The following is a 24,204-nucleotide window of genomic DNA, read 5'->3' as shown; positions in this document are numbered from 1 at the left end:
TCCCGCCGTCCTTCAGACGCATGGGCCCGGCAACCTGGCCGGACCCGCGCCCTGGTCATTGCAACCGTCGCATCGGCCAGGACACGCGGCAGGCTGCGCTGGGCGGGCCCGCTGCCGGGGGAGCATGAGGAGGGGCCCGGTGTTCAGGGCAGCTTTCGGCTTCGGCCGGACAACCGTGCCGGGCACGGGCCGGAGCTGCCAGCGCGCGCTCACGGCGGCGAGCGCAAGCGTCGCTTCGGCCATGCCGAAGCTGTCACCGATGCATTTGCGGCTGCCTGCGCTGAAGGGAACCATGGCGCCGCGCTGTGCCGACGACACGCGCCCGGGAAGCCAGCGGTCAGGGTCGAAGCGCTCGGGGTCGGGGAAGACATGGGGGTCGCGGCCGAGGACGTACGGGCTGAACAGGACGATCGTGCCGGGAGCCAGCGGCTTGCCCGCCAGCTCGGTCGCGACGGTTGTCGTCCGGGTGAGGATCCAGGCAGGCGGGTAGAGGCGCAGCGCTTCGGTGATGGTGCGGCGGGTGTAGTCGAGCGCGGGCAGGTCGTGGAAGTCGGGCAGCATACGTTCGCCGAGGACGGCGTCGACTTCCGTCTGCAACTCCTGTTCGGCCTCTGGGTGCCGGCCCAGGAGGTGGAGAGCCCACGCGAGGGCACTCGCGGTCGTCTCCGTTCCGCCGATCAGCAGCGTCATGACCTGGTCGCGGATCTCGTCGTCGGTGAAGCTCTTGCCGTTCTCCTCGTCCTGGGCACCGATGAGGATCGACACCAGGTCCTCGTTGTGCGACCCGGAACTCCGGCGGGCCTGGACCGTCGCGTCGATGATGGTGCGCAGTCTCGCACGCGCCTGGTCGAACTGCCTGTTGCCCGGGGTGGGGAGTTGGTGCAGCAGACCTATCGGCGCGATCATCCGCCTGTAGATGCCGCCGAGGACGACAGGCAGGCAGTGCTGCACCTCGGCAACGGCTCGGCTGCCTATGGTGGTTGAGAAAAGGGTGCGCATGGTGACGCGGATCGTGAGTGCGTGCAGCGCGGCGTTGAGGTCGAAGGCCCGGTCCGTCTCCCATGCAGCGAGCGCGTCGTCGATCTCTTCGCGCATCACGCCGACGTACGCCGCCATCCGGCCGGGGTGGAAGGCGGGCTGTACGAGTCGGCGCTGGATCCGGTTCTCGGCCCAGCCGGATGTGACCAGGCCGTTACCCACCAGCAGCCGGGCCGCCTCGAACAACGGGCCGCCCTTGTCGAAGGTACGCGGGTTCAGCAGGACCTGCTGTGCGAGCTCGGGCCGACAGACCATGAAGGCCCGGCGTGGGCCAAGGCGCACCTCGACCAGGTCGCCGTGAGCGGGCAGGGAGGTGAGGAATTCCAGCGGTTGCCGTAGCAGGGCAATCGCGTGGCCGAGGACGGGGATCTTGCCGGGGGCGGTGCCTGCCGCTGTCCGCGGGGGAGCGACCGGTGCCGGCATACGAGGCCTCAGCCATGTGGGTCGTATGGGTGCCAAGGTTTCAAATCCCTGTCATGGAAGGCTCGGGCCGGCCTGTGCTGCTTGCGAGTGAGGCGCCGGGATCATTGCCTGGCCCCCGACCGGGCGGGGGCGGGGGCGGGGGCGGGGACTGGGGCCGGAGTCTGGCGACGGGAGCGGTGAGGCTGATCCAGCCCGATGTGGAGCCGTCCCAGACATAGCCGTCGCCGAAGTAGCGAGGCGTGAGGTACTCGAATTCCTGGCTGCCGCCGATGAGGTGGTCCAGCCCGCGCAGGTAGGCGCGGATGTCCGCGCGCGAGCCGTGCGGCCCGTGCAACAGCCGGTCCCGTGCCTCGAGATAGGCCCTTTCATGGTGCTCGACCAGCCGACAGAGCCGGTCGACCGACTGCTGCAGACCGAGCCCGTCGCGCTCGATGAGGACACGGACCAGGGTCATCTTGTCCTCCTGGGCATGCTCCTTGCGCCAGGACAGCAGGTCGTTGACGGTGATCATCTGTCGCATGCCGTATGTGTGCACGTCCCTGAGCAGCGGCTCGTCTGCGGTCATGTCGACCTCAGCCGCGTACTCGGTCATCAGCCGGATGAAGCCGCAGCCGAAGCTGTCCATGCGCACGGCCATGCAGGTCGCGTAGTCCGGCACGCGGGATGCGAGCTTGTAACCGATCTCGGTGGCGCACCCGCGCATGAACGCCTCCAGCGCGTCTGTGAACCGCCGTGTCTGCGCGGGCGAAAGTGCGGGGCTGATACGTCGCCACAGGTCTTTGCCTGCACGAGCGTACGGGTGGGCCTCGTCCCCGCCCGGGCCGCCGTGGAACGCCGCCATGATTCCGGCGAACACCGCGCGGGCGTCGGCCTCGTCGGCTCCCAGCGCCGAGCGGTCCGAAGCCGAGCTGTCGATGACGGTGACGTACTGGTACCAGTCGGTGACGTCGAGCGTCCGCCGCTCGTTGGCGTCCGGCACGGTGAGCGGCCCGTACAGCCCGTTCCGCTGGCGAAGGAAAGACAGCAGGTCCTCCTCGCGTGCGAAGCAGTCGCCGAGTTGGCGGCGCACCCAGCCGTTGGACCAGAACTCGATCTGTGCCGCCTTGGGGTGGTAGGCAACCGGAAGAAGCCGGGGCAGTTCGGGCAGGAAGAACTCGGTCAAGGAATGGTCCTCGGCACCCGTCGCAGCAGTGAGCATTTCCCCCTCCAGCGGAGCGAGACGAGGAACAGGGGGTGGTGAACATGAACTCTCGTTTCGCGCCGTGATGGATCCTGCGCCGCACACCGCTGACGGAAACCGAAGATGCGGGCCCATGGCGCACTCACGCCCACGAGGTGGCGCACGCCCCGCGCATGCGTCCTCACGTGCGCCGTTCACTCCCTGTAGGGCGCGCCCTAAGGCGATTCGGGCGGTGTCACGTCTAAGCGGCGCGGCCTCAGCCCCGCGGCGACCAGTTCGTCGCGGGCCTGCGCCGCCACACCGCCGGCTCCGCACCGGCCGGCCAGGTCCACTCCCCGGTGCAGGGGCTTTGCGGCCTCGCCAAGGCGTCCGGCACGGCGCAGCGCGGTTCCGAGCTCGACCAGTGCGCTCGCGAGCTCGTACGACGAGGGCGCCGTCTCCAGCACAGGGACGGCCCGCCGTAGCAGAGCAATGCCCTGCGGCCCCTCGGTCACTCGGGCGAGCACACGCAGGGCCCGCCCCACCGCCGTTGCCGTACCGAATCGCTCGGCGCGCCGCAGCGCATCCTGGGCGAGTCCCACCGCCCGGGCGGCGTCCGCCGTACGCGAGGCGAGCGCCAGGTGGGGCAGCCATGGACACCAGGCAGGATTACGCATGCCGCGCAGGTCGAGGCGGTTGCCCACCTCGGTCAGCTCCTCGCAGGCTTCCTTGTCCAGGCCGCGGGCCAGCAGCAGTTCGCCGTGGACGGTCTGGGCGTCCGGAAGGGTCACGACCGCCGGGAACGGCTTGCCGAACCGACGGCTTGCGGCCAGTTCCTGGGCGGCCGCAGTTTCTCCCCGAGCCATCAGAATTTCGATCAGGCCCCCGAGCGCATAGCACTGGGCATGGGTGCCTCCGGGTCCCAGCCGATCGGCCAGCTGCAGCCCCGCTCGGACGAAGTCCTCGGCGTCGGTGAGTTGGCCCTTCCAGAAGCGGATGTAGCCCAGCAGGCTGTAGCCGAGCGAGAGGTGGACCCCGCGCCAGCCCTGGCGCTCGTACTCCGCGATGGCCGCCGCATACAGCTCTTCGGCCCGGTCGGGCCGGTCGCAGTACAGGAAGGTGAGGGCCACCAGCGACGGGACCTCGAAGCCCCACTCCTCGTCCGTCCAGCTCATGCCCTCGGGCCCCAGCGCCCGCTCCGCGTACGACAGGGCGGTCGCCGCCGGTTCGCCGCGCACCATCGCATTCCACCCGCGCAGTCCGAACAGGTAGCGCTCGGTCTGGCTCCGGCCGGACAGCCGCCCGGTGAGCAGGGTGAGCCGACGCGACAGAACAGTGGCCTCCTGGCTGTTGGAGGTGACCCCTGCCACCAAGAAGTGCTCCATGAACATGCGCAGGCGCACGCGTGAGTCCGAGGCCATGCCGGCCTCCCCGGTCGCCACGTTCGACGCCTCGGCCAGCCGGTCGCAGTACGCCAACGCTCGCATGAGACGGATCACGATGCTCTGCCGCAGCGACGACGACAGACCCGGCTCGTCCAGCGCGGCTCGCAGATGGTTCACCGTCGCCGCAGGGTCCTGCATCAGTGCGGGAGAACCGAGTTCGTACAGGACCGTGGCCCGCAGCGAAGCGGGTGGGGGCTCGCACAGAGCGCGGCTCAGACAGCGACGGGCCGCCTCCGGAGCACCCTGCCTCACGTACTCCCGGGCGGCGTCACACAGTTGCTCCGCAGCCCAGGCGTCACCCTCCGGCTGCGTCTCCAGCAGGTGCCGCGCCGCCGCGGCCGGGCCGTGCCCCCGCTCGACGAGTTCCCAGGCGGCCTTGCCGTGCAAAGCCACGCGAGTCGCGGAAGGAATGGCACGGTAGATCGCCCTCGCGATGAGCGGATGCACGAATTCCAGCTGCGGCCCGTACGTCAGGATCCGCTCCGTTCGCAGCATGTCCGCCGCGTCAATGAACTCGGCCCGGCCGAGTGCCGCGATGGATGCGGCCAAGGGAGGGGTTGCCTCGGAGCCGAGGACGGCCACTGCCCAGGACAGCCGCATCGCGATGGTGCCCAGTTCCTTCAGCCGGTCCACCAGATCGCCGCGCCAGGTCTCGGCGGCAAGGTCCCGCAGTGCGCAGGCGTTGTCCCGGACGGGAACAAGCCGGCGGTCGCGCACCTTCGCCACCAGCTCAACCGTCTCGAACGGGTTGCCGCCGGTCACCAGCCAGGCCTCCTGGCAGAAGCTGTCGTCGGCTTCGGTGTCCAGGCCTTCGCGCATCAGTTCCGCGACGGCGCTCGGGCTGAGCGGCGCCAGGTCCAGGGGACGCGCCCGGATCCGCTCGGCCATGTCGGTGAACGTACGTGTCACCTCGCCGAGTTCGTCCGGGCGGTAGGCGACGACCATCAGCACTGGAAGCCCTTCCACCCGCTTTGCGAAGGACGCGAGCCACGCGACGGACTCCGCGTCCGCCCAGTGGAGGTCGTCCACCGCGAGGATCAACGGGCCGCGCTGGACGGCCACATGGGTGACAACCCAGTCCAGGCCGTCCCGTACACCCTGCGGATCCGGTGCCGCGCCCTCCGGCGCGGGAGGGCACAGCCCGACACACGGACCGACGATGCCGTACCAGTCGCCCAGGACCTCCCGGCGCTCGCTTTCGGAGTACGAGGCGAGCAGCGGCTGGAACAACTGGCGTACCACATGGAAGGCAAGGCTCTGCTCCTGCTCGGCGCCCTTGGCGAAGAGCCCGGTGCACTGCCGCTCGGCCGCGCGCCGGCGCACCTCGTTGAGAAGGGTCGTCTTGCCCACTCCGGCCGGCCCGGTGAAGGCCAGAAGTCCGCCGCGGCGCTCGGAGGGGCTCGTGGTGGTCGTCACCGAACGCCCGCTCACCGCGTCCAGCGCGATCTGAGCGACGGACAGTTCAGCGTCTCGCTCCAGCGTCCTCGGTACGGGGCGCACACCCCGCTTGCGCTGCTGCCCCGTTGCCATCCGGGTCACCATCCGCTGAGTGTCGGTCTGATCGGTGACCACCCGTTTTCCTCCCGGCACGGTGCAGCCGAAGTGTTGATCGTTGACTCAGCGTATCCCTGGAGCAACCGTCAGCGACAGAACTGCGGTGTATTCGTATTTCATGAGCATCCGCGCGTTACACTCCCGCCGCCCTGTGGAGGAACGGCCGGTGCGCCCCTGTCGGGCCGTCACTTGGGGCTCCACTCGGACTCAGGCCATCTGTACTGGTCGAAGTGGTCCGGGAGTTTCCCGCATGGGGCGTAGACGCTCACGGCAAGCGTTCCGGTGGGCTGGTGCCAGTCCACAGCGACCTTCTCGTCGGTGTCCGGGCGCTCGAACCTGAAACCCATACCGGAGACGTTCTCGCTGGTGAGCTTCCAACCCTCCTGTTCCAGGCGCCGGCGGACGCGCTCCTGGCCGGTGCGGGCGGTGTTCCTCGGGACGTCCGTAACACGCCACTGGAGTCCGAAGCTGCTCACGTCGCTGCGGCCTTCGTCCACATGGGCCAGGGACCGCAGTCCGCGGTAATAACAGGTGCCTGTTTCCACGCCGTTGGAGCTCACGTCGGGCTGCCCGGGGAGGGCCAGCTCGCTGTACACCCGCTGGGCTTCCTGCTTGAGCCGCGTGGCGACCTGGTCGGGATCGGCGGCCGGATACGGCTCCCCGTTCCAGAGGCGGTAGCCGGCCACGGACATGGCCACGACGAGCAGGCCGCCCATGAGCGCCACAATCGAACGAACCTGAACAGATTTCATGGTGCGGAGGTTAGAGGGCTGGTCAGGCGCGTGGCGTGGGGGTGGCTACTCAGATCCAGGTGAGTAGCCACCAGCTCGGCAGTTGAAACAGCGTTGGCTGGGGCCTGCCACGGTCTCATCGCCCTTGAATAGTCAAGGCTGTTGGTAGATCTTGCATTGCAGGTTTCAGCCCAGCCCCCGTTCTCGAGGCAGAGCCGGACGGTGCCGGGCCACATCGGGTTCACGGCGGCCGGCGTCGCCGCAGGTACACACTGCCGAGTGGCTCCACCGAAAGCCCCGGACCCTCGCCCGAAAGATCTGGATCTTACGGTGCGTAATCCTGGCCATGGCCCGGCGCCCGCTGGTGGGATCGAGCCAGGCAGGCGCCCCCGACTCCCGGGAGAGCCCTGCGGCGACGGGCAACCCTACGGGCCCGTGACCCACGCACGATGAGAAGAGCACCATGCCGCACACCCCACAACCCGCAACCGCCGAGAACCCGCCGGTGGTGCACCGGACTTCGCCGGTACCCGCCGAGGCGCCGGTCACCGCGACCGGTTCGGCGCCGCCACAGGTACTGTGGCCGCCCTCGGTGCCCGCTCGTGCCGACCGGCACGGCAACAACGCCGTCATCGTCGTTCTCTCCTGCGCCCTGTTGCTCAGCCTGTGCAGCCTCTACATCGCTGTCCAGCACAACATGTACGCCGAGAGGACGCCGGCTACCGAGCACTCGGGCGAGTGCCAATCGCCCCTCGACGACCAGGAATTCGACTCCTGGGACTCAGTCGTGCTCCACCGCACCCCTCCCGGCACCCGCAAGTGAAGACCAACAGCGCAGCCCGTCGCCCGGCAGAGAAGCTGGTTCGCGGCCTTCTCCTGGTCTCCGCCGGAATTCTCACAGCCGTGACCGGAGTCGTCATCTGGGCCGTCTCCACCCTGGGCGGCGGTCCGCCACTCGTCGCGGCGATCGTGGTCATCGCTGCACCGTGGGCGATCATCCACTGGCTCACCACTCGCCCGCGATCGCGTCGCCCGAAGGACGAGATGGTTCAGAGCAGTGCCTCCGCCAGTCCCTGACGGCCCTTGATTCCCAACTTGCCGTAGACATGGGTGAGATGAATCTCCACCGTGCGCAGGCCGACGAAGAGATGCTGGGCGATCTCCCGGTTGGTCATTCCACCCGCGGCGAGATCGGCCACCCTGCGTTCGGTCGGAGTGAGCGCGTCCACACCGTGGAAGGTGCGCGTACGGGGCCGGTCGCCGAGGGCGCGCAGCTCCCGAAGCGCGCCCTCCGCGACCACACCGGCATTGCACGCATGGGCGAGGCTCACCGCCTCCTGGAGGTCCGCGCGGCCCTCCGCAATCCTGCCGCAGCGTATGGCCAGGACCCCGCGGTCGGCCAGCGCCTGCGCGTACCGGAAGCGGGCAAGTGACCTCTCCAGCGTGCCCACCGCTTCGTCGAGCATCTGTAGGCCCTCGGGCCCGCCGGTGACGATTCCCAGGGCGCGCAGCGCGACCCCGTCATCTCCGGGACGCCCCATCGCCGGGCGAGCGCCACCTCCTCCTCGGCGAGACGCACGGCATCCTCGGCGTGGCCAAGCCGCGCGTGCACCAGCGCTGCCTCGGACCGCCAGGGGTAGAAGCCGGGGGCCGGCATATTGCGGGCCACCGTGCGGGCACCGCAGGCAAGGAAGTCGGCGACGCCCTCCTCCAGCCGGCCCTGCTCCACGCGCAACCAGCCACGCGCGAGCAGCGGATAGTCGTTGATCCAGTACGGCTGGAGCTGCCCGTCCATGCCGCTGCGCTCCAGGAGGGACTGTGCCTCCTCGGTGCGGCCCTGCCGGGTCAGCGACTCGACGAGGGTCGCGACGGCGAACACCGTGTGGCTGGCTCCGAGCGGCACTCCCACTTCCAGCAACGCCTCCAGGGCGGCATCGGCGTCGGCCTCGCATTCCAAAGTGCGGCCCAGCCGCGCGTTGGCGTTGCCGCGTATGGCGATGGCATGCGCGTACTGGAAGACCGCGCCCCCGGCTCGCGCCTCGTCGATGGCCGCCTCCGCGTAATCGAATGCAAGGTCGGGGCGGCCGGCGGCACCGATTGCGAGCATTGCGCAGTGGTAGACGACCGACTCGTCGTCTGCCGGCGCCAAGCCGTGGCCCAGCGCCACGCGGGCCAGCCGGATCACCTCCTCCGCGTCTTCTCCCACCATCGCTCCGCGCAGGCTGAGCAATGCGGCCAGGGGACGTTCGACTGCGGTTCCGGACGCGTCCGTCATGGCCAGGTCCATCAGCCGCGGATAGGCACGTGCGGCGGAGGCGAGCTCGACCAGGCTGATGAACAGGAAGTCGATCTCCAGGCGCAGCGCGTACGAGGGGTCGAGCGGGCGTAGGGCGGCGCTGGTTCGTTCCAGGACGTTCAGGGCGTCGAGATAGCGGTCGAGGGCGAACAGCGCGCCCGCCAGTCGGCGGGCGGCCGACGTCTGCTCGCTGGGGCCCTTGCTGAGCTGGAGGCTGCGGCGCAGTTCGCCTATGGCGGACGGGACGCTTGATTCGAGCTCTGCCTCGCCGAGCAGACAGAGAACCGCCGCCCGCTCCTCCTCCGTCAGTGGTTCACGCAGGGCGCGTCGCAGATAGAGGGCGGCACGGTCGTGGGCCCCGGCGTCACTCGCCTCGACCGCTGCCCTGCGTAGGGTCTCGGGTGCATATGGCTGCCCGGGGGCGCAGTGGAGCAGATGGCGGGCGACCTGCTCGGGCGCGGCGACTCGACCGAGCAGGAAACGGGCGGCGCCGGCGTGGAGTTCTTGGCGTCGACTGGGCGGTACGAACTGTTCAACGGCGTCCGAGAGCAGCGAGGCGGCGATGCCCACGCCCTGCCCGCGCTGGTGCAGGATCCCGGCACGTACGAGGGTGTGCACTGCGTCCTCGGCGGCGGGCTGCGGCACTGCGGTGACTTCGGCGATGAGTTCCACCGGCTGAGGGGACCCGAGGACCGCCACCGCACCGGCCACGGCTTCACAGTGGGCTCCGGTGCCGCGGAGCAACGACCGGACGGCGGGCGCGAGTTCGGGCAGCAGCGCGCCGAAGGCGACAGACGCGGTCCGCTCACCGTCGGCAGGATCGGGCCTCTGCTGCGGGGGTGCGGCGGCAAGGACGCCAAGGAGGGAACGCAGCAGAAAGTGGTTGCCGTCCGTTGCCTGTTGGCATGCGTCGAGGAACGGCCGGCCGACGTCGTGCCCAAGGGTCCGGGCGAGCTGTTCTCCTGTCACGTGCGGGGTGAGCGGGGGAAGGCCGACGTGGTCGCGGAAGAGTGGCAGGAGGGCGCCGAGCGCGTCCTCGTCGGGTGATGTGCCAGGGCCCAGCGAGGCGATGACGGCGGGCGGAGAGCCGTCGGCCCGGCGCATCAACCGCCGGAGCAGGTGGAGCGAGGCCGCGTCCGCCCACTGCAGGTCGTCCACGCAGATCAGAGGCCGGCGCCCGTCGGCGGCCGGCCGGGCGACCACGGCGTTCAGGCTCCGTTGATACGCGCTGTCCTCGGGCGGTTCGCCGGAGGCCCGAGCGCAGGGGGCGGGCGAGGCCGATTCGAGCAGTTGCCGCAGCACGGCGTGGTCGGTGCGGCTGTCGCCGGGATCGGCCCAGGCTTCGAGCACTGTCCTGCCGTCGGCCCGCACCTCATCGAGCAGGGCGCGCAGGAGGGCGCTCTTCCCACTGCCGAAGCCGCCCCGTACAAGGACGAACATGTGGTCACGGTCCGTGATCGCAGGGTCGTCAATCCCCAACAGGGACCGAAGTTCCGCGAGTTCCGCCTCCCGTCCGATCAGATCGGGGACCATGCCGGGCGAGCTGGGAGGCGCACCCGGAATCGCGGTGTCCCGCTGCCCGGGCGTGGTGGTCATGTGTGCTGCGTACTGCATGGATATCGCCTGTCCCCCTTCACGGCTCTCCGTGGCTCGGATGCCGCTGACAGATTCTTGCACCGCGGCACGGGCGGACCTACCGAAAGAGACCACAGCCTCACCGAAAGATCTAGACCTTACGGTGCGTAACGCTGGTCGTAGCGCGTCGGCCACTGATGAGATCAGATCGACCCTCGGTGCACGCCGACGTCACAAGCCTCCGGCACCGGCCGTGGAGAGCTTCGCCCCGCGCACTTGCCGGGCATCCCTCTGTCCCCAACTCATCAGCACGTACGGAGATTCATGTCCAGCCCGCCCGAACCGCCTCAGGAAACGCAGTACTCGGACATACGCGACACCAAGAGCTTCGCCGAACTTCGCAGCCGCTTCAGGCGTTTCAGCTTTTCGATGACTGGTGCGTTTCTGCTCTTCTATGTGTTCTACGTCGTCCTGTGCACCTATGCACCGCACCTGGTGGCCACCAAGGTCATCGGGGATGTGAACATCGCCCTGCTGCTGGGTCTGGCGCAGTTCGCCTCCACCTTCGTCATCGCCTGGCTCTACACCCGTCACGCGAAGAAGCGACTGGACCCGCTCGCCGATTCGCTGCGGTTCGCCGCGCAGCCGGCCATCGCCCCTCTCGCCCCGGCCCGAGGTGAGGTGTGAACAGCCCTGGACTTCTCGGGAACGGCACGCTCGCCGCGTCCAGCGCCTCGCAGAACCGCACCATGATCATCGCGCTGTTCCTGCTCTTCGTGGCCATCACCCTGGGCATCACCGTCTGGGCAGGCAGAAACAACAGGAGCGCCACCGACTTCTACGCCGGAGGACGGTCGTTCAGCGGCTTCCAGAACGGTCTCGCCATCTCGGGCGACTACATGTCCGCCGCCTCCTTCCTCGGCATCACCGGATCCATCGCCCTCTTCGGCTACGACGGCTTCCTCTACTCGGTCGGATTCCTGGTCGCCTGGCTCGTGGCCCTGCTGCTCGTCGCCGAACCGCTGCGCAACAGCGGACGGTTCACCATGGCGGACATCCTCGCGTTCCGGCTGCGGCAGCGTCCGATCCGGACAGCCGCCGGTATCTCCACCATCGTGGTTTCCATCGTGTACCTGCTGGCCCAGATGGTCGGCGCCGGCTCGCTGGTCGCGCTGTTGCTCGGGGTCTCCGGCGACGATGCCAAGAAGTGGATCATCCTGGGCGTCGGTGCGCTGATGATCTTCTACGTCACCATGGGCGGGATGAGGGGCACCACCTGGGTGCAGATCATCAAGGCGGGCCTGCTCATGGCAGGCGCGCTGCTGTTGACCGTTCTGGTGATGAACCGCTTCGGCTGGAACCTCTCCTCGCTACTCGGCTCTGCGGCCGATGCCAGCGGCAAGGGTGACGCGTTCCTCGAACCGGGGCTGAAGTACGGCATCAGCTCGCTGACCCGGCTCGACTTCATCAGCCTCGGCCTCGCCCTCGTACTGGGCACGGCAGGTCTTCCGCACATCCTGGTCCGCTTCTACACGGTGCCCACCGCCCGAGCCGCGCGAACCTCCGTGAACTGGGCCATCGCGATCATCGGCATCTTCTATCTCATGACCATCGCGCTCGGTTTCGGCGCGGCGGCGCTGGTCGGCCCGGAATCGATCAAGACATCGAACCCGGGGGGTACGACCGCCGCGCTGATGCTCGCCGAGGAACTGGGCGGCGGCCCGGCGTCCACCACCGGAGCAGCGCTGCTCGCCGTCATCTCGGCGGTCGCCTTCGCGACCATCCTGGCTGTCGTGGCCGGACTGACCCTGGCATCCTCGGCTTCCTTCGCCCATGACCTGTACGCCCATGTCATCCGCAAGGGCCAGGCCGGCGAGAAGCAGGAAGTGCGGGTGGCCCGCTGGTCGGCGGTGGCCATCGGAGCTGTCGCGGTGGCCTTGAGCATGCAGGCGGACAAGCTCAACACAGCGGCACTGGTGGCGCTGGCATTCGCGATCGCGGCGTCCGCCAATGTGCCGACCATCGTGTACAGCCTCTTCTGGAAGCGCTTCACCACCACGGGCGCACTGTCCAGCATCTACGGCGGCCTGGCTTCTTCCCTGCTGCTGGTGATCTTTTCCCCGGTGGTCTCCGGCAAGCCGACGTCGATGTTCCCGAGCGCCGACTTCCATCTCTTCCCGCTGGAGAACCCGGGACTGATCTCCATTCCACTCGGATTCCTGCTCGGGTGGCTCGGCACCATGCTGTCCCGGCCCGAGGAACGCGGCGCAGAAAAGCACGCGGAGCTGGAGATCCGCTCGCTGACGGGCATCGGCGCGAACTGACCCCGCCCACTGCCCTCCCGGCGTCCCCGCCGAGGCCCTCCATCGTTCGACCATCTGCAACAGACCACGAGGTACGAGAAATTGAGTAACGAAAGCCTGGCCAACCTGCTCACGGAGGAACGACGGTTCGCCCCGCCCGCCGAGCTGGTCGCCCGTTCCAACACCGGGGCAGAGGCGTACAAGGAGGCGGAGGCCGACAGGCTGGGTTTCTGGGCCGAGCAGGCCAGGCGCCTGACCTGGGCGACCGAGCCGACCGAGACGCTGGACTGGTCGAGCCCGCCGTTCGCCAAGTGGTTCGCGGACGGCACGCTGAACGTGGCATACAACTGCGTGGACCGGCATGTCGAAGCAGGCCATGGCGAACGGGTGGCCATCCACTTCCAGGGTGAACCCCGAGACAGTCGCTCGATCACCTACGCCGAACTCAAGGACGAGGTCTCGCGCGCCGCGAATGCCCTGACCGAGCTCGGTGTCCGCAAGGGCGACCGGGTCGCCGTTTACATGCCGATGATCCTCGAGACGGTCATCGCGATGCTGGCCTGCGCGCGTATCGGCGCTGTCCACTCGGTGGTGTTCGGCGGCTTCTCCGCGGACGCGCTCGCAGCCCGTATCCAGGACGCCGACGCCAAGCTGGTCATTACTGCCGACGGCGGCTATCGCCGCGGCAAGGCCTCGGCCCTCAAGCCCGCAGTCGACGAGGCGGTCGCCAAGTGTCCGCAGGTCGAGCACGTGCTGGTGGTTCGCCGCACCGGCCAGGACGTCGCGTGGACCGACGTGAGGGACGTTTGGTGGCACGAACTCGTCGAGCGCCAGTCCGTGGAGCACACCCCCGAGGCGTTCAAGGCGGAGCACCCGCTGTTCATCCTCTACACCTCGGGTACGACAGGTAAGCCGAAGGGCATCCTGCACACCTCAGGTGGCTATCTCACCCAAGCGAGCTACACCCACCACGCTGTCTTCGACCTCAAGCCGGAGACGGACGTGTACTGGTGCACTGCGGACGTCGGCTGGGTGACCGGCCACTCGTACATCGTGTACGGGCCGCTCGCCAACGGCGCGACGCAGGTGTTGTACGAGGGCACGCCCGACACTCCGCACCAGGGCCGGTTCTGGGAGATCGTGCAGAAGTACGGGGTCACCATCCTCTACACGGCGCCGACCGCCATCCGTACGTTCATGAAGTGGGGTGACGACATCCCCGCCAAGTTCGACCTGTCGTCCCTGCGCATCCTCGGCTCGGTCGGTGAGCCGATCAACCCCGAGGCGTGGATGTGGTACCGCGAGCACATAGGCGGCAACCGCTGCCCGATCGTGGACACCTGGTGGCAGACGGAGACCGGCGCGATGATGATCTCGCCGCTGCCGGGCGTCACCGAGACCAAGCCTGGTTCGGCGCACCGGGCGCTGCCTGGCATCGCGGCCACCGTCGTCGACGACAAGGGCGAGGAAGTGCCGGACGGCTCCGGCGGGTACCTGGTGCTGACCAAGCCGTGGCCGTCGATGCTGCGCACCATCTGGGGCGACGACCAGCGTTACATAAAGACCTACTGGTCCCGATTCAAGGGCCAGTACTTCGCCGGTGACGGCGCCAAGAAGGACGACGACGGCGACGTCTGGCTGCTCGGCCGGGTCGACGACGTGATGCTGGTGTCCGGGCACAACATCTCCACCACCGAGGTCGAATCCGCCCTCGTCTCCCACCCCAAGGTCGCCGAGGCGGCGGTCGTCGGCGCGACCGACACCACCACCACGCAGGCCATCGTCGCCTTCGTGATCCTGCGCGGCACCGCCGACGAGGACGCGCGGCTGGTCACCGAACTGCGCAACCACGTGGGTGCCGCACTCGGCCCCATCGCCAAACCCAAGCGGATCCTGCCGGTCGCCGAACTCCCCAAGACCCGCTCCGGGAAGATCATGCGGCGGCTCCTGCGGGACGTCGCGGAGAACCGACAGCTCGGTGACGTCACAACACTCACCGACGCCTCCGTGATGGACCTCATCCAGTCCAAGCTGCCGACCGCAGCCGACGGGGACTGAGTCCACCGCGCCACCACACAGCGGTGATCCGTAGAAACGGGCCGCCGCACAGACCGGGTGCCGGGCAGTGATTTCCCCCCACTGCCCGGCACCCTTTGCGCTTTTGTGGCCCGGCCCGGCCTGTGGCTCGGTGGGGCTAGGCGTGGGCTAGGCGGCGAGAGCGTCCGCCAGTCCGGCCCGGCCACTGATACCGAGCTTGTGATACGCGTTGCTGAGGTGGACCTCGACGGTTCGCAGACCGACGAAGAGCCGCGCCGCGATCTCCTTGTTCGTCAGGCCCTCCGCAGCGAGGTCCGCGACCCGGCGCTCCGAGCGGGTCAGCGCCCCCACCCCGTGTGAACCGCGGGGCTCCGGCCGGTAACCGCCGGCCCGCAGCTCCTCCTGGGCGAAGCCGGCCACGGCGGTCGCCCCGCACTGCTCGGCTACGCTCACCGCCTGCTGCAACCAGTTCCGCGCGGCCGAAGGCTGCCCGTTCTGTCGCACCAGCGCCCCGTAGTCGGCGAGCGACTGCGCGTACGAGAAGCGCGCGGTGGACGGCTCCAGCAGCCGGACGGACTCACGGAGCATTTCCGCGCCCGCTGAGCCTCCGGTGATGAGTCCACCAGCGCGCAGCGCCACCGCGGTGACCTCCGGTACGCCCCACGCCCGGGCAAGAGTGAGCTCTTCCTCGACCAGTGCAGCAGCTTCTTCGTATGCGCCGAGGGAGGCGTGGGCCAGGGCGGCTTCGGAGCGCCAGGGCAGCACGGCCGGTCCGCCCATCAGGCGGGTCCGGGCACGGGCTCCGGCGTGGAGGAAGTCGGCAAGGCCCTCCTGGGCACGGCCCTGTACCATCCTCAGCCGGCCGCGGACCAGCGCGGTGAAGTCATTGGCCCAGTGGGGGTTGAGCCGGCCGGTCAGCCCGTGGTCGGCGAGCAGTTGCTCGGCCTCCTCCGTACGGCCCTGCTTGACCAGTGCGTCCGTCCACATGGCCACGCTGTGACTGGTGGTCGGTCCGGCGCCGACACCCCGCAGCGACTCGACGGCGGCGCGCGCGTCGGCCTCGCATCCGGCGACGTTGCCGACGCGGTAGTTGACCCCGGCCCGTAGCGTTGCGAGGTAAGCGGAGCGGATTGTGGACCCTCCCGCCCGGACCGCGTCCAGGCTCGCGTTGACGTGGGTCAGTGCGAGATCGGAGCGGCCTGCCGCGGCCAGTGCCAGGATGGGGGCGGTGTAGACGAAGGATTCGTCGTCCGCCGGGCAGACCCCGCCACTCATGGCCTGCTGGGCATAGGTGACGGCGTCCGCCGCGTTGCCTCCGTCCATGATCGAACGGAGTGAGAGCAATGCGGAGAGCGGCCGTTGTACGTCGGGTCCCTCGGCCTCGGCCAGGTCCATCGCCATCAGCCGGGGCATCCCCGAGGCGGCGGTGGAGGTGCGGCTGACCCGGGCGTAGACGAGGTCGATCTCCAGACGCAGGGCGTCCAGCGGTCCGGCCGCGCGGATCCGCTCGGAGACGTCCTCCAGCACGCTGAGCCCCTCGGGGTAGCGATCCAGGGTGAACAGGGCAGCGGACAACGAGCGCGCCGCCGCGGCCTGTTCGCCGGGCGCGGTGGCGAGATCCAGACTTCGGCGGAGGCTGTGCACCGCGCTGGGCACGCAGTGGGCCAGTTCGGCCTCACCGAGGGAAGCAAGCGCCCGGGCTCGAACCGGGTCGGGCATGGGTTCGCGAAGAGCACGACGCAGACAGCCGAGTGCGGCGGCGCGGTCTCCGTCCGCCATTGCCTCGTCGGCAGCGAGGAGCAGGGCGTCGACCACCCACGACTGGCCCAGCGGGGCGTTCAGCAGATGAGGGGCGACACAGTCCCAGGCGGCTCCCTGGTCGATCAGGAACCGCGCCGCGCGGGCGTGGAGTTCCTGATGGCGGCTGGGCCGCACTTCATTGGCAATGGCCACGGAGACGACCGGGCTGCTGAAGGCGGTGCCGGCCTCTGCCCGGATCATCAGTCCGGTGGCGGTGAGCGTGTGCAGGCTGTCTTCGACGGCCGGCTGAGGCATGTCGGCGGCGAAGGCGATCAGGTCGGCTGCCGGTGCCGGTGCTGGTGGCCCGGACAGTACGGCGGCTGCCTCGGCGGTTGCGACCGCCTCGGGTCCGTAGGCCCGCAGCGTGGCCTGAAGAGTTCGGCCTACCTCGGCAGGTACGTAGCCGGCGAGATCGGCGCCGGTGTCGGCGTCCGGCGCCGCTCCATGGGTGCGTATGGACCGGAGCAGGGCGTGCAGCAGGGCGGGGATGCCGCCGGTGGCCGTGCGGCAGGCGGTGACGAAGTCGGGTTCGGGCTCAGCCCCGAGCACCGATTCGGCGAGTTCACCGACTTCTGCGTCGCCGAGCGGGGTGAGCCAGACGCGGTGCCGGAACAGCGGCAGCAGCGTGCCGATGTGGTCCTCGTCGCCGGACGGGACCCCGGGACCCATCGTGGCGATCACCGTGATCGGCAGGCCATCCAGTCGGCGAAGCAGCTTCCCCAGCCACATGACCGAGGCCGTGTCGGCGCAGTGGAGGTCGTCAATCCCCAGCACGACCCTGCGGTCCGGGCTGGTGAGAGCGGCCGCGGCCCGGTACGGAGCGTGGAGGTCGGCGATGGCCGCCTGGACGGTCTTGTCCAGCTGCTCTTCGGCGACGTCGTCCAACAACTGGTGGACGACACCGAAATCGATCGGTGTGTCCAAAGCGTCGGCCGTGGCACAGAGGACGAGATGCCCGTCGGCTCTCGCTCGGCGCAGCACCCTGCGGAGCAGGGCGCTCTTGCCCACGCCGCTATCCCCTCGCACGATCACTGCCGTTCCGCGTGCGGCATTCCTGGTCAGCTCACTCAGCGTAGCGAGCTCTCGCTGTCGTCCAATCAGCACGGTCGTTGCCCCGTTGTCATGCTTCCCCTACCCACAGCCCCCCACTGTGATCAGGGGGGCGACCGTGCCGTCACCGTACCGGGTATGGCGCCGAGGATGACGCTCCGTGGTGTCGGGCAAGGCTGAGCTCAGGATATTTGCTGGAAATTTCAAACGCAGAGGCGTACCGAGTTACAGCGTGTCGTCGGGCTGCCGACGAACGAAAGAGGGACGTGTCCACCGAAGGCGTTGACCGGGGTCTCGAACTGGACACCCAAGGGTTTGGCCAGAAGGTGGTTCCTGGCTTGCGCGGCCGTTGTCGGCGTTGGTGAAGTGAGATCCATCAACAGCGCTTCCCCGGACAGCTGGAGGACGACCCCTCGCTGCCGGCAACAGCGCCGCCCCAGGCTGCGGTTCGGGAAATTCCTGCGCATTTGTGGACCACGAGGGCCACCCCGGTACCACCGTCGGGGCGGCCACGCCGCTTCGCCTGCGGGCCTTGGGGCGTGGCCAGTGGCTCGATTTGCGATCTTCAGCGGTTCGTTCTTGGCTGGAGGTGTCCGTTTGGCACCCGGAGGGGATCGCTTGATCTTCGTTTGCACCCCATTGCCCGTGGGTGTGAATGCGTCAGACGTCTGCTCCCGTTTCCCGCCCGGGGACGCTGCTGGTCACCCGTCGTTCGAAGATGCCGCACCGAAGCCGTCGCGGCCGGTCTGTCAGTGGCCCGGCCGCGTCTTGTGGCGGTGCCTGACATGTGGAGGCGGAATGGAACGGGAGCACAGACCACCGAGCGGGCAGTACGCGGCAGACGACGAGGAGCGGTTCCGGCTGCTGGTGAAGAACTCCCCGGACATGGTCTTCCGCCGGACGGTCGATGGCGTCTACCAAGAGGTGTCCGCAGCGGGGGCGGCATTGCTCGGTCGCCCGGTCGACGAGATCGTGGGGACGTCGGTGGGCTCCTGGGTGCACCCCGGCGATGTGGAGGAGTTCGACTGGGCTGAGCGGGACCTGCTCCGCCATGGCCGGGTGGCGGTCTGTCTGCGTCTGCGGCGCGCCGACAGGCACTGGATGTGGACCGAGACGACGTCCTGGGTGGTGCGGGACGAAGCAGGCGACCCTCTCGAAGTGCGTGGATTCATCCGCGAGGCAGAGGGCCAGCGGCGCAGGGAGGAAGCGCTTCGTCTGTTGCAGGGGCAGGCACGTTCGGTCATCGAGACCGCCCGGGATGCGTTCGTCTCCATCGACGAGGACGGCCTGGTCATCGACTGGAACCAGAGCGCCGAGAAGTTGTTCGGGTTCAGCGCTCACGAGGCCATGGGCCATCCGCTGACGGAGACGATCATTCCGGAGCGGTACCGCGCCGCGCACACGGCAGGTCTGCAGAGGGTCCTGTCCGGCGGAGAGGCTCATGTGCTGGGCCGTCAGATAGAGCTCACCGCGCTGCACCGCGACGGCCACGAGATACCGGTAGAACTGGCGGTGTGGCGGCTGAAGTCGGCGAAGGCGCGCTGCTTCAATGCCTTCGTCCGCGACATCACAGAACGTAAGCAGGCCGAAGCCGCCCTGGCGGAGGCCCGCGACCAGGCCATTGCCGCATCCCAGGCAAAGTCCCAGTTCGTTGCCTCTGTGAGCCACGAGATCCGTACCCCCATGAACGGCGTCATCGGACTGAGCAACCTGCTGCTGGGCACTGAGCTGGACACCGAACAGCGCCGCTACGCCGAGGGCATTCAGGCCGCCGGGACGGCACTCCTGTCGCTGATCAACGACATCCTGGACTTCTCCAAACTGGAGGCGGGCAAGCTCGAACTGGACGAGGTCGCCTTCAGCCCCCAGCAGTTGGTGGAGGAGGTTGTCTCGCTGGTGGCGCAGACCCCCCAGGCCGAGGGCCTTGAACTGCTCGGCGACTGCCACCCCGACCTGCCGGTGATGGCGCTCGGGGACGCGGCCCGCCTGCGGCAGATCCTGCTCAACCTGGCGTCCAACGCCGTGAAGTTCACCGAATCCGGCGAGGTCGTGCTGCGCGCGCGCCCGGCTCCGTCCCAGCCACCCGCAGAGCATGCGCCCTGGGTGCACTTCGAGGTGGTCGACACCGGCATCGGCATCGCCGAGGCCGACCAGGGGCGGATGTTCGACGCCTTCTCCCAGGCGGATGCCTCCACCACCCGACGCTACGGCGGCACCGGCCTCGGCCTGGCCATCTGCCGCAGGCTCACCGAGGCCATGGGCGGCTCCATCGGCGTCAACAGCCGGCCCGGCCAGGGCAGCACCTTCTTCTTCACCGTGCCCGTGCGCACCCCCGACACCCCCGAACGGCCCCTGGCACCGCCGCACCCCGACACCCTTCGCGGTCTGCGGGCCCTGGTCGTCGACGACAACGAGACCAACCGGCTGATCCTCGATGCCCAGCTGCAACGGTGGCACATGCAGCCGACCTTGGTCGCCAGCGGCCCGGAGGCCATGGTGTGCCTGCACGAGGCGGTGGCCGCGGGTCGCCCCTTCGACCTGGCCCTCCTCGACATGCAGATGCCCGACATGGACGGCCTGGAACTCGCCCGCCGGATCACCACCGACCAGACCATCGGCCGGATTGGGCTGCTGATGCTCACCTCCGGCACCCCGCTGCCCGCCGCCGAACTCCAGGCTGCCGGGATCGCGCACAGCCTGTCCAAGCCCGTACAGCAGTCCCAGCTCATGGACGCCCTCGTCGAACTCACCACCCGGACAACGCCGGTGACCACGGCGGCAACACCGGCGACCGCCGCCGCACAGCCCGCACAGCCCGCCCACCGCGGCCATCTCCTGCTGGTCGAGGACAACGACATCAACCAGATGGTGGCCGAGGGCATACTCACCCGGCTCGGCTACAGCGCGGATACCGCAGGCGACGGCATCCAGGCTCTGCGTATGATCGAGGAAAACAGCTATCGGGCCGTGCTGATGGACTGCCAGATGCCCAAGATGGACGGCTACAGAACCACCCGAGAACTTCGCCGCCGGGAACGGGACATCGACCGTCACCTGCCGGTGATCGCCATGACCGCAGGCGCCCTCGCCGAGGACCGGGATCGCTGCCTTGCCGCCGGTATGGACGACTACATCACCAAACCCGTCACCGCCGACGAGCTCGAACAAGCCCTCACCCGCTGGGTCCACCCCACCCAGCCCCCGGCGGACAACGAGGACCTGCACGCCTCCATCGAGCAGCGGCTGAACGAACTGCGCGGCGCCTGCACCCCGCCCGAGAACGAACTGGTGAACCGGCTGGTGGACCACTTCCTTGTCCGGGCTCCCGAGATGACCAGCGCGCTCTTCCACGCGATGGACCGGCACGACACCTCCGAGATCGCAGAGCAGGCGCACAGCCTCAAAGGTGCTGCCGGCAACATGGGAGCCAGCAGTCTCGCTGCCTGCTGCCTGGAGCTGGAGCAGTACGCCAAGGCCGGATCAGCGCCGCTGGCCGAGGCCGCTCCCCGCCTCCAGGACGAACTCGACCGCACCTGCCGCATCCTCGAGACGCTCCGCTCGCAACCTCCCGGCCAGGGATCTGGATGAGGACCCGCCGGTACGCGGCTGCATGGGCGCGTGCGGGCTGTAGCGGGGAAGGAGGGCATGTGAGCAAAGCTCAAGTCCGCTTGGTGTCCCGCCACGATGCGGTGGCCTGGGCGTATGCGGCAGCCGGGATCGCTGTGATCGTCACCTATCTGGTCACTTCCTCCACAGCGCGCTACATGCTGCCCGTGGTGATCTCTGCCTCCGTGGCCCTCGCGATCGTGGTGGGAGTGGCGAGGAACAAGCCACCGTCGGCCCTTCCGTGGTACCTGTTCGCGGCGGCCATGGCACCGTTCGCGGCGGCGGACACGATCTGGGGTCTCTACCAGGTCCGCGGCGTCGAGGTTCCCTTCCCAGGTGTGGCCGACTGGCTTTACCTGGCTACCTATCTGTTGTTCACGGCGGGCCTGGTGATGCTGGCCAGACACCAGGCAGGCCACCTGCACTGGGCGGGCCTGCTGGACGCCGGAATCGTCACGTTGGGCGCCGGCATGCTGTGCTGGGCGTTCATTATCGCCCCGTACCTGCGCAGCGAGCTGACCGCGTGGCCGCTCGCGATGACCATCGTCTATCCCGTAACCGACCTGGTGCTGTTGTCCATTGCCGCGCGGCTGATGCTCACCACGGGTACGCGGACCCTGTCGTTCCTTCTGGTCATCGGTTGGCTGGTGGTCCTGCTCGCTGCCGACGGCCTCTACTACGGAACGCTGGCCACGACCGGGACGGCGATCGCGGAGGACGTGTCCGAAGTGGGCTGGATGGTCTCGTCCCTCCTGCTGGGGACAGCGGCGCTGCACTCGTCCGTTGCCCGGCCGACACAGTTGGCGGAAGACCAGGAGAGGCTGTCCCACCAGAGACTGTCCATCCTGATCGCGCTCATCCTGATGGGGCCGTTGATCGTGCTGGCCAATGTCGGTGGCATTCAGGACCAACCCGTGAACATCACGGTGATCGTCGGCTTGATGGCGGGCCTGTCGCTGCTTCTGGTGCTGCGCATCGTGTTCCTGGCACGATACGCCCAAGGCCGGGCCACCGAAGCACGGACGCAGGCCGACGCCCTCGCGGCATCACTGCGCGAGCAGGCACAGCTCCAGGAGAAGCTGAGCTATCAGGCGACCCACGACCCGCTGACGGGTCTGGCCAATCGAGCGCTGCTGAACGAGCGCCTGGAATTCGCTCTCGGCCGGTGCTCCGCCATGACCACCACCGGACTGCTGATACTCGATCTCGACGGCTTCAAGGAGGTCAACGACACGTTGGGGCACCCGGCGGGCGACGAGCTGCTGGTTGACGTCGCACGGCGGCTGATGGGCAGGGTCCGCAAGCAGGACCTGGTGGCCAGGCTCGGCGGAGACGAATTCGCGCTTCTCGTGGAGGACGTGGATGTGAGCACACTGCACGTCTATACCTCACGGATCCTCGACTCCTTCAAAGATCCCTTCATGCTTGCCCACAGTCATTCTGTCCACGTGACAACAAGCATCGGAGTACGGAGCGTCACCAAGCCGACCCCGCCCTCGGATGCGATGAGGGACGCTGACACCGCCCTGTACAGAGCCAAAACCGCAGGCAAGAACCAGGCCGCGTTCTTCGAATCGCCGCGGCAGCATTCCCTTTCCAAGGCGCAGGAGGGCGTCATCCCGAGCAGAGGACCTGAGAGAACCTGATGATTCGTCGAGCGAACACCGCGCAAATCGTCAGGCCGTTCCGGTGGTGAAGACTGCGACGCGGTCGACGAGCATGGGGCTGCCGGGGCGGGTTCTCGGGGTGGGTGTGGTGTGCCCGGCGAGGGCGTTGGGGAATCCGCCGCCGACGGCGAGGTTGAGGAGGATGAAGTGGCCGTGGCCGGTGGCCTCCGCCTCGCGATGGAGCGTTTGTTGCCGGGCTCAGGAAGTCGGGCCTGCCGGCGGGGCGCCGGTGATCGCGGCGCGGTAGAGGACCCTGGTGGCGGCGCCGAAGTAGGCGCTGTAGGAGACCTGGGGGGTGTTGCCGCCGGTGTGGTAGCCGCCGATGACGCCGATCACCGCCCAGCCGCCAGGCCACGGGACCAGCATCGGCCCGCCGCTGGTCCCGCCCGTGAACGCGTCGCACGCGATGCGCGGGAAGGTACCTGGGTCGGCCGGGTCATCGCTGGCCCATTGGGTGGTCCAGCTCCAGCACTCCAGCGGCTTCTGCGACCTCGCCGGATAGCCGATCATCCGAACCGGGACGTGGTAGTACCCCGTCCCGGTGAGCAGGTGCACTCCGCCGACCGCGTCCTGGAGCCGTGTCCCGTCCTGGTTGGGCTGGGTGAGCGCGAAGCCGAAGTCGTAGGCGGCTCCCGCGTGCGTGCCCAGGTCGTAGTACTGCTGAGGAACGTAGACGCCGTTGTTCCTGATCGGGAAGATACCGAAGGGCTTTAGGCCGTCGTGGTACTGCGGCACGAAGCCCAGATTGCGCTTGGGCGAGGTGCCGGAATAGCCCATCAGGCAGTGCCCGGCGCCGAGTACCAGGTCGTGGCCGGGGCTGCGCACCACCGAGCCGCTGCAGGTGCGCCCGGTTCCGGTGGCATCGGTCCAGAAGAAAGTGCCTGCCTGGGGTAAGCCGTCGAAGCTCTGGCTCGGCGGGATGTACTCGCCCGGCCGAGGCCCGTCCACCGTGGGGGAGATCGATCGGGGTGCGAGCGCATCCTCCGGGCCCTTGCCGGTGTCGCCGGGCAGCGCGGCTGCCATCCGGGCGTGCGTCCAGTAGGTGTCGAGCTTGACGGCGACCGGGTTCGGCCCGGCCGGGAGCCCGTTTGCGGAGGCTGCCGGGGCGGGCCCCGCGGAGAGCAGCAGGGTTGCCGCGAACGCTGCCGCGTTTCGGATGAGTGTGATCCTACGCGCCATCAGTTCTCCTCTGGCCGGACACAGGTGACGGCTCACCATACGAGCGGTGTTGCTACGAGCAGAAGTGCGCCCACAGTGGCCGGCGTCCTGGGGCAACAGGGGCGTCACCGCGTGCGGTGGTGCCAGAAGCGCCCGAGCGTCGCCCACGGGAATCAGAAACGATTCGGCAGGGCACGGCACTTGCGGAAGGGGCGCTGCAGGGTCTGTCTTACCACCTCGACGTCGCCGACGTCTTCGGCGCACAGAGCTGTCGTTACTTCAGGTGACCCCCCCCACGCTGTCATACGACTCGGGCATGTGATCCCTCTACCCTCTAATCGCACTCGAGCAGTCCAGGGCGT

At 68.7% G+C, this 24,204-nt stretch carries 14 protein-coding genes; 6 read left to right on the top strand and 8 right to left on the bottom strand.

Annotated elements, in window-relative coordinates; translation table 11 throughout:
- Window positions 1-12: 12 nt before the first annotated feature.
- The 4 genes from FBY35_RS02385 to FBY35_RS02370 all read right to left on the bottom strand — a co-directional run bounded on the left by FBY35_RS02385 (window position 13) and on the right by FBY35_RS02370 (window position 6,371).
- On the bottom strand, window positions 13-1,461 hold the full coding sequence (locus tag FBY35_RS02385) for a cytochrome P450 (protein ID WP_142212178.1): 1,449 nt from the start codon (window positions 1,459-1,461) through the stop codon (window positions 13-15).
- A gap of 40 nt (window positions 1,462-1,501) precedes the next feature.
- Entirely contained in the window at window positions 1,502-2,623 is a 1,122-nt protein-coding gene (locus FBY35_RS02380; protein ID WP_142212177.1) for a terpene synthase family protein, read from the bottom strand.
- A 233-nt stretch (window positions 2,624-2,856) separates the two neighbouring features.
- Entirely contained in the window at window positions 2,857-5,637 is a 2,781-nt protein-coding gene (locus tag FBY35_RS02375) for an AAA family ATPase (RefSeq protein WP_142212176.1), read from the bottom strand.
- A 167-nt stretch (window positions 5,638-5,804) separates the two neighbouring features.
- Window positions 5,805-6,371, bottom strand: a complete 567-nt coding sequence (locus FBY35_RS02370) for a hypothetical protein (RefSeq protein WP_142212175.1) — start codon at window positions 6,369-6,371, stop codon at window positions 5,805-5,807.
- Between the two features lie 442 nt (window positions 6,372-6,813).
- Here FBY35_RS02370 and FBY35_RS02365 point away from each other — a divergent pair, with 442 nt between their 5' ends.
- Entirely contained in the window at window positions 6,814-7,173 is a 360-nt protein-coding gene (locus tag FBY35_RS02365) for a hypothetical protein (protein WP_142212174.1), read from the top strand.
- A gap of 226 nt (window positions 7,174-7,399) precedes the next feature.
- Here the strand turns inward: FBY35_RS02365 and FBY35_RS36005 are convergent, their stop codons facing one another.
- Together FBY35_RS36005 and FBY35_RS02355 are read right to left on the bottom strand one after the other, a co-directional pair.
- Window positions 7,400-7,681 carry a helix-turn-helix transcriptional regulator gene (locus FBY35_RS36005; RefSeq protein ID WP_160159204.1) on the bottom strand — a complete coding sequence of 94 codons (282 nt, stop codon included), beginning with the start codon at window positions 7,679-7,681 and terminating at the stop codon, window positions 7,400-7,402.
- Complete coding sequence (locus FBY35_RS02355) at window positions 7,678-10,242, bottom strand: AAA family ATPase (RefSeq protein WP_160159203.1); 2,565 nt, start codon at window positions 10,240-10,242, stop codon at window positions 7,678-7,680. The genes FBY35_RS36005 and FBY35_RS02355 overlap by 4 nt, the downstream gene beginning before the upstream one ends.
- Window positions 10,243-10,545: 303 nt before the next feature.
- Here FBY35_RS02355 and FBY35_RS02350 point away from each other — a divergent pair, with 303 nt between their 5' ends.
- The 3 genes from FBY35_RS02350 to acs all read left to right on the top strand — a co-directional run bounded on the left by FBY35_RS02350 (window position 10,546) and on the right by acs (window position 14,582).
- Window positions 10,546-10,908 carry a DUF485 domain-containing protein gene (locus tag FBY35_RS02350; RefSeq protein WP_142212172.1) on the top strand — a complete coding sequence of 121 codons (363 nt, stop codon included), beginning with the start codon at window positions 10,546-10,548 and terminating at the stop codon, window positions 10,906-10,908.
- 62 nt (window positions 10,909-10,970) lie between these two features.
- On the top strand, window positions 10,971-12,545 hold the full coding sequence (locus FBY35_RS02345; RefSeq protein ID WP_142214850.1) for a cation acetate symporter: 1,575 nt from the start codon (window positions 10,971-10,973) through the stop codon (window positions 12,543-12,545).
- Window positions 12,546-12,626: 81 nt separating this feature from the next.
- Entirely contained in the window at window positions 12,627-14,582 is a 1,956-nt protein-coding gene (acs, locus tag FBY35_RS02340) for an acetate--CoA ligase (RefSeq protein ID WP_142212171.1), read from the top strand.
- A 147-nt stretch (window positions 14,583-14,729) separates the two neighbouring features.
- Here acs and FBY35_RS02335 read toward each other — a convergent pair whose 3' ends face one another.
- A complete protein-coding gene (locus FBY35_RS02335; protein ID WP_142212170.1) occupies window positions 14,730-17,465 on the bottom strand; it encodes an AAA family ATPase in 2,736 nt (911 codons plus the stop codon).
- Window positions 17,466-18,209: 744 nt separating this feature from the next.
- Between FBY35_RS02335 and FBY35_RS02330 the strand changes: the two genes are divergently transcribed.
- Both FBY35_RS02330 and FBY35_RS02325 read left to right on the top strand, forming a co-directional pair.
- Entirely contained in the window at window positions 18,210-20,999 is a 2,790-nt protein-coding gene (locus FBY35_RS02330; protein ID WP_142212169.1) for a response regulator, read from the top strand.
- Between the two features lie 59 nt (window positions 21,000-21,058).
- Window positions 21,059-22,663 carry a GGDEF domain-containing protein gene (locus FBY35_RS02325; RefSeq protein ID WP_160159202.1) on the top strand — a complete coding sequence of 535 codons (1,605 nt, stop codon included), beginning with the start codon at window positions 21,059-21,061 and terminating at the stop codon, window positions 22,661-22,663.
- Window positions 22,664-22,882: 219 nt separating this feature from the next.
- Here FBY35_RS02325 and FBY35_RS02315 read toward each other — a convergent pair whose 3' ends face one another.
- Window positions 22,883-23,863 carry a serine protease gene (locus FBY35_RS02315; RefSeq protein ID WP_142212167.1) on the bottom strand — a complete coding sequence of 327 codons (981 nt, stop codon included), beginning with the start codon at window positions 23,861-23,863 and terminating at the stop codon, window positions 22,883-22,885.
- Window positions 23,864-24,204: the final 341 nt, after the last annotated feature.

This window comes from Streptomyces sp. SLBN-118 (genome assembly GCF_006715635.1).
Lineage (GTDB): Bacteria > Actinomycetota > Actinomycetes > Streptomycetales > Streptomycetaceae > Streptomyces.
The sequence above is the reverse complement of the archived record's forward strand: the minus strand, read 5'-3'. Positions and strand labels throughout refer to the sequence as shown.